Origin of the sequence: Blastococcus sp. CT_GayMR19, assembly GCF_004570385.1 — a bacterium.
Taxonomy (GTDB): Bacteria; Actinomycetota; Actinomycetes; order Mycobacteriales; family Geodermatophilaceae; genus Blastococcus_B.
This window is the reverse complement of sequence record NZ_SPQL01000001.1, coordinates 412,688-424,660: the sequence shown is the minus strand read 5'-3', so window position 1 is coordinate 424,660 and position 11,973 is coordinate 412,688. Positions and strand designations below refer to the sequence as shown.

The 11,973-nt window shown below is 71.8% G+C and carries 12 protein-coding genes; 9 read left to right on the top strand and 3 right to left on the bottom strand.

The window, feature by feature from the left end; all coding sequences use genetic code 11:
* The first annotated feature begins 72 nt into the window (after window positions 1-72).
* A complete protein-coding gene (locus tag E4P39_RS02090; RefSeq protein ID WP_135134688.1) occupies window positions 73-837 on the top strand; it encodes an isoprenyl transferase in 765 nt (254 codons plus the stop codon).
* Between the two features lie 91 nt (window positions 838-928).
* On the opposite strand, the gene E4P39_RS02085 is transcribed toward E4P39_RS02090, so the two are convergent.
* Window positions 929-1,351, bottom strand: coding sequence for a transcriptional repressor (locus E4P39_RS02085; RefSeq protein ID WP_135134687.1), 423 nt, complete (start codon window positions 1,349-1,351; stop codon window positions 929-931).
* Between the two features lie 62 nt (window positions 1,352-1,413).
* Here E4P39_RS02085 and E4P39_RS02080 point away from each other — a divergent pair, with 62 nt between their 5' ends.
* The 4 genes from E4P39_RS02080 (at window position 1,414) to E4P39_RS02065 (ending at window position 4,651) form a co-directional block, all read left to right on the top strand.
* On the top strand, window positions 1,414-1,719 hold the full coding sequence (locus E4P39_RS02080) for an antibiotic biosynthesis monooxygenase (RefSeq protein ID WP_135134685.1): 306 nt from the start codon (window positions 1,414-1,416) through the stop codon (window positions 1,717-1,719).
* A 55-nt stretch (window positions 1,720-1,774) separates the two neighbouring features.
* A complete protein-coding gene (locus tag E4P39_RS02075) occupies window positions 1,775-2,314 on the top strand; it encodes a hypothetical protein (protein WP_135134684.1) in 540 nt (179 codons plus the stop codon).
* A 148-nt stretch (window positions 2,315-2,462) separates the two neighbouring features.
* Entirely contained in the window at window positions 2,463-3,131 is a 669-nt protein-coding gene (locus E4P39_RS02070) for a hypothetical protein (RefSeq protein WP_135134682.1), read from the top strand.
* Window positions 3,132-3,226: 95 nt separating this feature from the next.
* Window positions 3,227-4,651, top strand: coding sequence for a glycine--tRNA ligase (locus E4P39_RS02065; RefSeq protein WP_245159580.1), 1,425 nt, complete (start codon window positions 3,227-3,229; stop codon window positions 4,649-4,651).
* Window positions 4,652-4,711: 60 nt separating this feature from the next.
* Here the strand turns inward: E4P39_RS02065 and E4P39_RS02060 are convergent, their stop codons facing one another.
* Together E4P39_RS02060 and E4P39_RS02055 are read right to left on the bottom strand one after the other, a co-directional pair.
* Entirely contained in the window at window positions 4,712-5,788 is a 1,077-nt protein-coding gene (locus E4P39_RS02060; protein WP_135134679.1) for a serine hydrolase, read from the bottom strand.
* A gap of 204 nt (window positions 5,789-5,992) precedes the next feature.
* Complete coding sequence (locus E4P39_RS02055) at window positions 5,993-6,565, bottom strand: DinB family protein (protein ID WP_135134677.1); 573 nt, start codon at window positions 6,563-6,565, stop codon at window positions 5,993-5,995.
* Window positions 6,566-6,699: 134 nt separating this feature from the next.
* Between E4P39_RS02055 and dusB the strand changes: the two genes are divergently transcribed.
* The 4 genes from dusB (at window position 6,700) to E4P39_RS02035 (ending at window position 11,965) form a co-directional block, all read left to right on the top strand.
* On the top strand, window positions 6,700-7,860 hold the full coding sequence (gene dusB, locus E4P39_RS02050) for a tRNA dihydrouridine synthase DusB (RefSeq protein ID WP_135134675.1): 1,161 nt from the start codon (window positions 6,700-6,702) through the stop codon (window positions 7,858-7,860).
* A gap of 37 nt (window positions 7,861-7,897) precedes the next feature.
* The gene (locus E4P39_RS02045) at window positions 7,898-8,338 is read left to right on the top strand and encodes a hypothetical protein (protein WP_135134673.1); all 441 of its coding nucleotides are present in this window, start codon (window positions 7,898-7,900) and stop codon (window positions 8,336-8,338) included.
* Window positions 8,339-8,556: 218 nt separating this feature from the next.
* The gene (gene ppdK, locus E4P39_RS02040) at window positions 8,557-11,256 is read left to right on the top strand and encodes a pyruvate, phosphate dikinase (protein ID WP_135134672.1); all 2,700 of its coding nucleotides are present in this window, start codon (window positions 8,557-8,559) and stop codon (window positions 11,254-11,256) included.
* 103 nt (window positions 11,257-11,359) lie between these two features.
* On the top strand, window positions 11,360-11,965 hold the full coding sequence (locus tag E4P39_RS02035) for a YdcF family protein (protein ID WP_245159579.1): 606 nt from the start codon (window positions 11,360-11,362) through the stop codon (window positions 11,963-11,965).
* Window positions 11,966-11,973 lie beyond the last annotated feature (8 nt).

Genomic DNA, 11,973 nt, shown 5'->3' with positions numbered 1-11,973 from the left:
CGAGATCCGCGTCGGGCCGGTATCCGGCCCCGTCGATACCGGTCTGACGCGGATCTCGGCGGGGAGCGGCTCGTGAAGCGGGAGGTGAAGGCGCCGAACCCGCACCCGTCGGGCGCCCGTCCGCCGCAGATCCCGGCCGACAAGGTGCCGAAGCACGTCGCGATCGTCATGGACGGCAACGGGCGGTGGGCCAAGGCCCGCGGCCTGCCGCGTACCGCGGGCCACGAGGCGGGGGAGTCCTCGCTGTTCGACTGCGTCGAGGGCGCCATCGAGCTCGGCATCACGGCGATCAGCGCCTACGCCTTCTCCACCGAGAACTGGCGGCGCAGCCCCGACGAGGTCCGCTTCCTCATGGGCTTCAACCGCGACGTCATCCGCAGGCGGCGCGACGAGATGCACGAGCTGGGGGTGCGGGTCCGCTGGGCGGGCCGCCGTCCACGGCTGTGGCGGAGCGTCATCAAGGAGCTCGAGGTCGCCGAGGAGCTGACCCACGACAACGACGTCCTCACCCTGACCATGTGCGTCAACTACGGGGGCCGCGCGGAGATCGCCGACGCGGCCGCCGCCATCGCGCGTGAGGTGGCCGCGGGGCGGCTGAACCCGGACAAGGTGGACGAGTCGACGGTCGCCCGCTTCCTCGACGAGCCCGACATGCCCGACGTCGACCTGTTCCTCCGCAGCTCCGGGGAGAACCGGACCAGCAACTTCCTGCTCTGGCAGTCCGCCTACGCCGAGTTCGTCTTCCTCGACACGCTCTGGCCCGACTTCGACCGCCGGCACCTGTGGGCGGCCTGCGAGGAGTACGCCTCGCGGCAGCGGCGGTTCGGCAGCGCCTGACGACAGCCCTGGGAGCATCGCAGCGAGCGCCAGCGAGCGAGGAGCGGACGAGGGCGCGGAATCGGGCGGGTGGACAGCGCCTGGGTCCGGCTCAGGCGGAGGTCTGCCCGGCCCGCGACGCCCCGGCGACCTCGCCGGTGCGGCAGGCGGCGCACGTCCCGAAGATCTCCATCGTGTGGCTCACGTCGGCGAACCCGTGCTCGTCGGCGATCCGGTCGGCCCACCGCTCGACCGCCGGGCCGGCGACCTCGACGGTCCGTCCGCAGCCGCGGCAGACCAGATGGTGGTGGTGCTGCGGGCTGCACCGCCGGTACAGCGCCTCGCCGCTGTCGGTGCGCAGCGAGTCGAGCTCGCCGTCGTCGGCCAGCGACTGCACCGCCCGGTAGACGGTGGACAGGCCGATCGGGTCGCCGACCTCGCGCAGCCGGGCGTGCACCTCCTGCGCGCTGTGGAAGCCGTCGAGGTCCTGGAAGACCGAGCGGACGGCAGCGCGCTGACGGGTGGACCGGGCCATGTCGCCATGGTCTCAGGTCGGCATGGCAACGTCTGCGCTCACGGCCGACGACAGGAGACACGGTGTTCGCAGTGACGCGCCTGCGCACGGGGGATGGCGACGACGCGGCACTGGCCACCGCCGCCACGGAGCTGCTGGCCGCCCTCGCCGCCCGCCCCGGCTTCCGGGGCGGCGAGCTGGGCCGCTCCGCCGACGATCCCTCCCTGTGGGCGCTGGTCACACGATGGGACGGCGTGGGCACGTACCGCCGCGCGCTGTCGGCGGCCGAGGTGAAGATCGCCGGTGCTCCGGTCTGGGTGCACGCCCTCGACGAGCCAGGCGCCTACCTGCCTGTGGACAACGACTCCGCGGCAGTCGACCGGTCCTGAAGCATCTCTCCACGTGGGCGGCTCGAAAGCCGCAGGATGACCGTGGAGGGACCGCGTGACCCAGGCCTTGCTGACCGACCTGTACCGGCCGCGCCCGGAGCCGGCTCGCACCGGCTTTCCCGAGGGCGGCGGTGGTCCCCGCCGGGCAGGTTCGGCACGGCGGGGATGGATCCTCGCCACCGTCCTCATCGTCCTCCTGGTGATCGCCGCAGTGGGTGCCCGGGTGGCCCACCCGGCCCGCGGGAACCCGGAGGAGCAGGCGTGGATCGCGGCCAGTGCGGCTCACGCAACCACCTGGGTGGCGCTGCTGGCAGAGGGGAACGGCCGCCTGGCCCAGGCGCTGTCGTGCGCAGCCGCGTCGAAGGAGTACCCGGACGCCTCCGGAGCGGAGTTGCAGAACGACTTCGATCGGTTCCTGGGGGGCGAGCTGGTCCAGTCGAGGGTCGACGATGTCGAGGTGGTCGACGGCGCCTATTTCGTCACGATCAAGGGCGTGCTCGACGACGGGGATCCGGTCGCGTTCGTCGTCCTCGTCGCCGGTGAGGACGGGCACTGGCGCGCGTGCGGCTTCGGGACCCTCGATCAGATTCCCTGACGGCCCACCCACACCGCAGGACGACGTCGCGGTATCCCGGCATCACCGGCAGGCGCACGCGTAGGGCGCTCGTCTTCGGGCACACACCGGAAGAACGTGCTGACCGCCGCCGGCGGGATCGAGCTTCGGTCGCCCACGGAGGAACCGCATGACCACGCCCCCACAGCGCCCCGCAGGAGAGTCGTCTGCGCCGAGGTTCGACGACCCCACCCGGGACATCAGGCTGCCGTCGCTGTCCGACCGGGCGCCGGCGAGCGTCCGACCCGAATGGCAGACGCACGTGCGACGGGACGAGGAGGAGACGTCGTCGGCGTCGGCCGCTCCCTCGGAGATCGTGCCCCCCGACGCCGCGACGCCGGCGGTCCCGACCCCGGACGGCGAGCGTCGCCTGGATGCCGCGCCCCCCGTCCTCGGAGGCGCGCCCGAGCCGGCCGTGGCGGATGCGCCGCCGAGATTCGACCCGTTGGCCAACCAGCCCACCGACAAGATGTCTGCACCGCCGCGGGGCCGTCAGCAGACGTTGGCCTTCGACGCCCCACCCGGGCCCGCGGCACCCGGCCCGCTCACCCCGGGCCTCTCCGCGGGCGCGCTCCCGCCCGCAGTCGCGTCGTCCGGGCCGCCGCCCTCCGGTTCTCCCGGGCAGCCGTCGTTCGCGGTCTCCGGCCACGGGGCGCCGTCCTACGGCTCTCCGGGGCAGGGAAGCCGCCCGGCGCCGGCCGCCAAGCGCCGCTGGCCGTGGGTCGTCCTGACGATCCTGCCGATCCTGGTGATCATCGTGTCCGGCCTGTTGCTCCTCTGGCTGCTCCGCGGCGCCTGAGCCGTACGGCGCCGCCCCACCGCGGCATGGCGCGATGGATGGGCCAACTACCGTGGGCGGGTCAACCGCCGACCGCCAGCCGGATGGAGCCCCCAGTGGCAGCCCCCGAGATCGACCGCCCCGAATCGACCGAGAAGAGGGGCCCCGCGCTCCTCGACAAGGTCGTCAACCTCTGCAAGCGCCGGGGCTTCGTCTTCCCGTCGGGGGAGATCTACGGCGGCACCCGCTCCGCCTGGGACTACGGACCGCTGGGCGTGGAGCTCAAGGACAACATCAAGAAGCAGTGGTGGCGCACCGTCGTCCAGAGCCGGGACGACATCGTCGGCCTGGACTCCTCGGTGATCCTGCCGCGCCAGACCTGGGTGGCCTCGGGCCACGTCGGCGTCTTCACCGATCCGCTGACCGAGTGCCAGAGCTGCCACAAGCGCTACCGGGCCGACCACCTCGAGGAGGAGTTCGAGGCGCGGAAGGGGCGCGCACCGGAGAACGGCCTCGCCGACATCAGCTGCCCGAACTGCGGCACGAAGGACGCGTGGACCGAGCCGCGCGACTTCAACATGATGCTCAAGACCTACCTCGGCCCGGTCGAGGACGAGAACGGCCTGCACTACCTGCGCCCCGAGACCGCCCAGGGCATCTTCGTGAACTTCGCCAACGTCATGGGCGCGGCCCGGAAGAAGCCGCCGTTCGGCATCGGCCAGATCGGCAAGTCCTTCCGCAACGAGATCACCCCGGGCAACTTCATCTTCCGGACGCGTGAGTTCGAGCAGATGGAGATGGAGTTCTTCGTCGAGCCGGGCACCGACGAGGAATGGCACCAGTACTGGATCGACCAGCGGACCAGCTGGTACACCGACCTGGGCATAGACCGGGACAACCTGCGGCACTTCGAGCACCCGAAGGAGAAGCTGTCGCACTACTCCAAGCGCACCGTCGACATCGAGTACCGCTTCGGCTTCCAGGGCTCCGAGTGGGGTGAGCTGGAGGGCATCGCCAACCGCACCGACTTCGACCTGACCACGCACACCGAGCACTCCGGCACGGACCTCTCCTACTTCGACCAGGCCACCAACACGCGCTGGACGCCGTACGTCATCGAGCCCGCAGCCGGTCTGACCCGCTCGCTCATGGCGTTCCTCATCGAGGCCTACGCCGAGGACGAGGCGCCCAACGCCAAGGGCGGCGTCGACACCCGCACGGTGCTCAAGCTCGACTCGCGGCTGGCGCCGGTGAAGGCCGCCGTCCTGCCGCTGTCGCGCAACGCCGACCTCTCGCCCAAGGCGAAGGACCTGGCCGCCGTCCTGCGGAAGAACTGGAACGTCGACTTCGACGACGCCGGCGCGATCGGCCGCCGATACCGCCGCCAGGACGAGGTCGGGACGCCGTTCTGCATCACCGTCGACTTCGAGACCCTCGACGACCAGGCCGTGACGATCCGGGAGCGGGACTCGATGAGCCAGGACCGCGTGGGTCTGGACGCCGTCGAGGCCTACCTCGCCGCCCGCCTCCCCGGCTGCTGACCAGCTTTCGGTACCGAAAGCCGAGCCCGACGGCGCAGCTTTCGGTACCGAAAGCGGACATCACCGGGTGACGGCCGGGGCGATGACGCTGTCCACCAGATAGATCAGCTGGGTGGCGTCGACGGTGGCGTGGAGCCCGACGTCCGTCGAGATGGCGACGACGAGGTCCCGATCGGGCACGACCTCCACCAACTGGCCGCCGTACCCGACGGCCATGTACGCGGGGGATCCGTCGGCCTCGCCCACCCACCAGAGGTAGCCGTATCCGTCCCCGGGACCGCGGGCCGTGACGCGCATGCTCGTCGCGTCGAGCGTCCAGTCCTCCGACACCACCTGCCGGCCGTCGACCGTTCCGCCGTGCAGGTAGAGACTGCCCAGCGCGGCCATGTCACGGGGCCGCAGCTTGAGGTGCCCGAATCCCGTGTGCAGCCCCTGTGGGTCGACCGGCCAGGCGAGGTCGGCCGCCTCGTACTCGGCGAGGCCCTCCGGCGTGAACGACGGCTGTGCGGCCGGATCGGTGTCCACCCCGAGGGGACCGAAGAGCTTCTCGCGCGCGTAGTCCAGGACCGAGCGGTCCGTGGCCTGGGCAAGGGCGGCGGCGACCAGGTGCGACCCCGGGTCGGAGTAGGCGAAGTCCACACCTGCCGGGCGGCTCGCGCTGCCGAGGGACGCGGCCACCCAGTCCGCCTGCTCGAACACGACGGCACCCACCGACGGGTTCGACGTGTCGAGGAAGCCGCCGGTCATGGTGAGCAGCTGCTCGAGGGTCGTGGCGGCCACCTCGGGCGTCATCGCGCCGGCATGGGCGGGCAAGAGCTCGGCCAGCGTGTCGTCGAGCGCCAGCAGACCCTCGTCGATCGCGATCCCGATCAGCGTCGACATCACGCTCTTCGTCACCGAGAAGACGTTGCGGTACTCGTTCGCGGTGGTGCCGTAGTACTCCTCGACGACGGTGCGGTCGCCGGCGATCACGAGCACCGCGCGGACGTCGTCCATGGCCGACCCGTCGAGGTGGGCAGAGATCTCGCCGCGGAGGTCGACGGCCGGGGGAGGGTCCGGCGCGGGAGCGCTCCCGGTGCACCCACCGACGGACGTGGCGACGAGGACCAGTACCGGGACGACGACGCCGCGTCTCACTCCGCACCACCTCCGGGCGGCCGGTGCGGTCGGCCGGGATGCGTGGCGGACCACCGGCCCGGATTCTGCTCCTGCGTCGCCTGTTCGGGTGGGCCGTGCAGCACGGCCCGGCGGTATGCCGGCCCGACGAGGTCGGGACGCCGTACGTACGTCAGGGTCTACTGAGACACCCTCGAGGACCGGGCCGAGACCCTGCAGGATCACTCACCGCCAGCGGTAGAGGTCGCGGAGCAGCGCGATCTCGGCGCCGTGGTGGATCACCTCACGGTTGATGTGCAGCACCAGCGCGGCCATCGGCGCCTCGGAGTAGGGACCCTCGGTCGGGCCGCACGGCCGCCGCAGCCCTTCGTCCCCCAGTCCGCGGACACCGGCGATCCAGGCGGCGTAGTTGGCGTCGAGCTGGGCCAGCGCGCCGGCCGCGTCGCCGGCGTACTCGTGGCTCTCGTAGTCCATCGGCGGGCCGTCGAAGTGACCGGCCGCTCGCATGCCCAGCACGCCGACGATCACGTGGCCGATGCGCCAGGCGATCGTGGTCACCGGTGCCGGGTCGGGCTCGGGGATCGCGAAGTCGATCGCGAAATCTCCTCGTCCGGCGGCCATCGGCGCGGTTGCCGTGCCTCGTGGTCGCACGTTCCACGCGCCGCGGACCGGCTCCCAGAAGTACTCGTCGTCGGTCAGCCCGTCCAGCCGCGGGCGCAGCTGATTGCGCCAGTGCCAGTCCAGCTGCTCGGTCAGTTCGGTGTGCCACTCGACCGTCGTCGTCCGTGTGACGTCCATGTCCGCGCACGGTAGGGCGATCGCCGCCGGATCGTGCTGGTCGGCGGCACGGCGGGGCATGCCGATCGGTCGACCACGAGCCTCACCCGAGCGGACGTCGAGGGTGACCGGCGTCGCCACCTACTCTGGGTGGCGTGACCAGCACGCTCCAGCCGACGACGACGGCGCTGCCGCCGTTGAAGCTCGGCGCGCTGGCGGTCGACCCCGCCGTGGTGCTCGCGCCGATGGCCGGGATCACCAATCCGGCGTTCCGGACCCTGTGCCGGGAGTTCGGGGCCGGGCTCTACGTCTGCGAGATGATCACGACGCGCGCGCTGGTGGAGCGCAGCGCCAAGACGCTGCAGATGGTGCGCGCCACGGCGGACGAGAGGGACGCCTTCTCCGTCCAGCTCTACGGCGTCGACCCGGCCACCGTCGGGCGGGCCGTCGAGATGCTGGTCGACGAGCACGTCGCCGGCGCCCGCCCGGCGCACATCGATCTCAACTTCGGCTGCCCGGTGCCCAAGGTGACCCGCAAGGGCGGGGGCTCCGCGCTGCCGTGGCGGCGGGTGCTCTTCCGCGACATCGTCCGGTCGGCCGTGCGCGCCGCCAAGGACGTCCCGGTCACCGTCAAGACGCGCATCGGCATCGACGCCGACCACGTCACCTACCTCGACGCCGGCCGGACGGCGCAGGACGAGGGCGCCGCCGCCATCACGCTGCACGGCCGCACCGCCGACCAGCTCTACAGCGGCACCGCGGACTGGTCGCCCATCGCCCGGCTGGTCGAGGCCGTCGACATCCCGGTGCTCGGCAACGGGGACATCTGGGAAGCCGGCGACGCCTTGCGCATGGTCGCCGAGACCGGTTGCGCGGGCGTCGTCATCGGCCGGGGCTGCCTCGGTCGACCCTGGCTGTTCGGCGACCTCGCCGCCGCGTTCGCCGGGACGCCGCGCCGAGCCCTGCCGACGATGGCCGAGGTGGCCGCGATCATGCACCGGCACGCCACACTCCTCGCTGCAGACGAGGGGGAACGGCACGGCTCCACCGACTTCCGCAAGCACGTCGCCTGGTACCTCAAGGGCTTCTCGGTGGGGTCGGACGTCCGCCGGGCGCTGGCGATGGTCAGTGGGCTCGACGAGCTCGCGGACCTGCTGGCCCGCATCCCCGACCAGCCCTATCCGGCCGCCGTCCTCGGTGCGCCGCGCGGGCGCACCACCCCGCCCCGTCCGGTCTCCCTGCCGGAGGGCTGGCTGGCCGACCGGGACGACCCCCGCCCCCCGTCCGGGGCGGAACTGGACGTGAGCGGCGGATGAGAACGCCGAAGGCATCCGATACCCCAGCGGAGCTGTGTTGACGAACGGCCCGTACCTGTACGACGACGACCCCGCCCCCCTGCACACGGGGACGCCGCGCCGGCGGCAGGGCCTCCTGATCGCGATCCTCGCCGGGACGGTCCTGGTCGCCGTCGGCATGGTGGCGGCGCTGTTCCTGGTGAAGGGCTCCCCGGAGGAACAGGCGGAGCAGGTCGCGGGCGTCTTCCTCTCGGCCCTGCAACAGGGCGACACCGACACCGCGCACCAGCTCCTCTGCCAGGCGGAGCGGGCGAACCTCTCGCCGGCGAGCATCCCGCCGACCTACCTCGCCGAGACGCCGGGCCGGGTCGTCGGGGCGGAGGCGACCGGGAACGGGCAGCTGCGGGTGCAGGTCCGCTGGGCCGACGACACGACGGCGGAGTGGACGGTCATCAGCGAGAGCGGACCCCGCGTCTGCGGCAGCACCGCGCCTCGCTGAGGCGACCTGACCCCGGCGCCGACGGCTGAGCCCCCCGGCGCACCGACGGACGGGCGTCCCGCGTGACCTGTGTCACGCATCCAGGTGTCGCGCAGGCCGACTTCCTCCGCCACGATCAACAGCACAGAATCGGCGGGACGTTTAGGACGTCTTGTCGAGCGGCGTCGTCGTCGCGCGGTGACGCGCCCGCCGGAGCAGGACGAGCGCGGAGGTGCCTGGTGACTGGTCAGAAGTGGGTCTACGACTTCAGCGAGGGCAACAAGGACCAGAAAAACCTGCTGGGGGGCAAGGGCGCCAACCTGGCCGAGATGACCAACCTCGGCCTGCCCGTGCCGCCGGGCTTCACGATCACCACTGACGCCTGCCGCTACTACCTGGAGCACGGCGGTACGCCGCCGGAGCTCGACGAGCAGGTCACCGAGCACCTGCGCGCTCTCGAGAAGGCCATGGGCAAGACGCTCGGCGACCCCGCCGACCCGCTGCTGGTGTCCGTCCGCTCCGGCGCGGCCGCGTCCATGCCGGGGATGATGGAGACCGTCCTCAATGTCGGCCTCAACGACGAGTCGGTGCGGGGCCTGGCCGAGCAGTCCGGCAACCAGCGCTTCGCCTGGGACTCCTACCGCCGGCTCATCCAGATGTTCGGGAAGACCGTCCTCGACATCGACGGTGAGCTCTTCGAGCACGCCCTCGACGAGGTCAAGCGGGAGCAGGGCACCGAGCTCGACCTGGACCTCGACGCCGAGCACCTGGAGGACGTCGTCGGCCGGTTCAAGGCCATCGTCAGGGACCAGACCGGCAACGACTTCCCGCAGGACCCGCGCGAGCAGATGGACATGGCGATCAACGCCGTCTTCGACTCGTGGAACTCCGACCGGGCGATCATCTACCGGCGCCGGGAGCGGATCCCCAGCGACGCCGGCACCGCCGTCAACGTCTGCTCGATGGTGTTCGGCAACCTCGGATCGGACTCCGGCACCGGCGTCGCCTTCACCCGCGACCCGGGCAGCGGCGCGCAGGGGGTGTACGGCGACTACCTGCAGGACGCCCAGGGCGAGGACGTCGTCGCCGGCATCCGCAACACCGTTCCGCTGGCCGACCTCGAAGGCATCGACAAGGACGCCTACGACGAGCTGATGACGACGATGGCGACCCTCGAGTCGCACTACCGGGACCTCTGCGACATCGAGTTCACCGTCGAGCGCAACAAGCTCTGGATGCTGCAGACCCGCGTGGGAAAGCGGACGGCCGGGGCGGCGTTCGTCATCGCCACCCAACTGGTCGACGAGGGCCTCATCGACATGGACGAGGCCGTCCGGAGGGTCACCGGCGACCAGCTGGCGCAGCTGATGTTCCCCCGGTTCGTCTCGGGCGGGGACGCGAAGCAGCTGACCCAGGGGATGAACGCCTCACCCGGCGCGGCCGTCGGCAAGGCGGTGTTCTCCTCCGAGGAGGCCGTGAAGTGGGCCGACCGCGGGGAGAAGGTCGTGCTGGTGCGCCGGGAGACCAACCCCGACGACCTCTCCGGGATGATCGCCGCGGAGGGCGTGCTGACCAGCCGGGGTGGCAAGACGTCGCACGCCGCCGTCGTCGCCCGTGGCATGGGGAAGACCTGCGTCTGCGGCGCGGAGGAGCTGCAGGTCGACACCAAGAAGAAGCAGTTCACCGCGCCCGACGGCAGCGTCGTGAAGGAGGGCGACGTCATCTCGATCGACGGGTCCACCGGCCGGGTCTGGCTCGGTGAGGTGCCGGTCGAGGCGCCGGCGGTGGTGCGCTACTTCGAGGGCGAGATCGCTCCGGACGCCCCCGAGGCCGACGAGCTCGTGCGCAGCGTCCACCGGATCCTGACCCATGCCGACGAGCGGCGGCGCCTCGCCGTCCGGACCAACGCCGACACCCCCGAGGACTCCGCCCGCGCCCGTCGCTTCGGCGCCCAGGGAATCGGGCTGTGCCGCACCGAGCACATGTTCCTCGGCGACCGGCGGCAGCTGGTCGAGAAGCTGATCCTGGCCGAGGACGAGGAGGAGCGGAACGCCGCGCTCGACCAGCTCGAGCCGCTCCAGCGGCAGGACTTCCTCGAGATCTTCGAGGCGATGGACGGGCTGCCGACGACGATCCGGCTGCTCGACCCGCCGCTGCACGAGTTCCTGCCCGACCTCACCGACCTCTCGGTGCGGGTCGCACTCGCCGAGGAGCGCGGCGAGCACGACGAGGGCACCCTCCGGCTGCTCGCGGCCGTGCAGGCCATGCACGAGCAGAACCCCATGCTCGGCCTGCGCGGTGTCCGGCTCGGGCTGGTCGTCCCGAACCTGTTCACCATGCAGGTGCGAGCGATCGCCGAGGCGGCCGCCGAGCGCAAGAAGGCGGGTGGCGATCCGCGGCCGGAGATCATGATCCCGCTGGTCGGCGCCGTCCAGGAGCTCGAGGCGATCCGCGAGGAGGCCGCCAAGGTGCTCGCGGACGTGGCGGAGAAGGAGGGGGTCGACGTCACCACCACGATCGGCACGATGATCGAGGTGCCGCGGGCGGTGCTGACCGCGGGGGAGATCGCCGGCGCGGCCGACTTCTTCTCGTTCGGCACCAACGACCTGACCCAGATGACCTGGGGCTTCTCCCGCGACGACGTCGAGGCCGCGTTCTTCCACGCGTACCTGGACAAGGGCATCTTCGGCATCTCCCCGTTCGAGTCACTGGACATCCCGGGCGTCGGACGGCTGATCGAGATCGCCGTCGAAGCCGGCCGGGCCGCCCGGCCCGACCTGAAGCTCGGCATCTGCGGTGAGCACGGCGGCGACCCGGACTCGGTCCACTTCTTCCACGAGGTGGGGCTGGACTACGTGTCCTGCTCGCCGTTCCGCGTCCCCGTGGCGCGGCTGGAGGCGGGCCGCGCCGCACTCGGCGGGGAACTCACCGGCTCCTGACGTCCGCCGCCGGACGGCTCGCCGCCCGCCTGTCCGCAGGGGGCCGCGGGCGGTCAGCCCTGCGTGGTACTCATGACACGTGGGGGTGCGGGTCGGGAGCCTGGTGGCGAGAGTCGTCGCTGCTGCGATCCTGGCCGTGGTCCTGCTCATCACGTCCACCGCGCTGGCGATCTGGTGGACCGCCCGGCAGGACTCCCGCCCGGGTTCCGACGCGATCGTGGTGCTGGGGTCGGCTCAGTACAACGGCGTCCCGTCGTCCATCTTCGAGGCCCGGCTGGAGCACGCGATCGCCCTCTACGAGAACGGCGTCGCCCCGGTGATCGTGACGGTGGGCGGCAAGGCCGACGGTGACCAGTTCGCCGAGGCCGAGGCCGGCCGCGACTACCTCGCCGGCGCGGGCATCCCGGGCGACGCCCTGCTCGCCGTCCCAGAGGGCGTGGACACGCTGCAGAGCATCCGGGCGGTGTCGGCGTCGTTCACGGATCAGGGCTGGTCGAGCGTGGTGCTGGTGAGCGACCCCTGGCACGCCATGCGCGCCGAGCGCATGGCCGAGGACGCCGGGCTGGACGCCGAGAGCTCCCCGACCCGGCAGGGGCCGGCGGTGCAGACGCGCAACACGCAGTTCCGCTACATCCTCCGCGAGACCGCCGCCTATCTGCTCTACCGCGCCACCGGCGAGAGCATCGCCGGCGCGCCCGGGATCGGCTGAGGGAGGGA

Excerpts from the sequence above, each read along its gene's own strand:
- E4P39_RS02085 (WP_135134687.1), bottom strand. The coding sequence starts at position 1,351 with ATGGCCCGGTCCACCCGTCAGCGCGCTGCCGTCCGCTCGGTCTTCCAG.
- E4P39_RS02070 (WP_135134682.1), top strand. The coding sequence starts at position 2,463 with ATGACCACGCCCCCACAGCGCCCCGCAGGAGAGTCGTCTGCGCCGAGG.
- E4P39_RS02055 (WP_135134677.1), bottom strand. The coding sequence starts at position 6,565 with ATGGACGTCACACGGACGACGACGGTCGAGTGGCACACCGAACTGACC.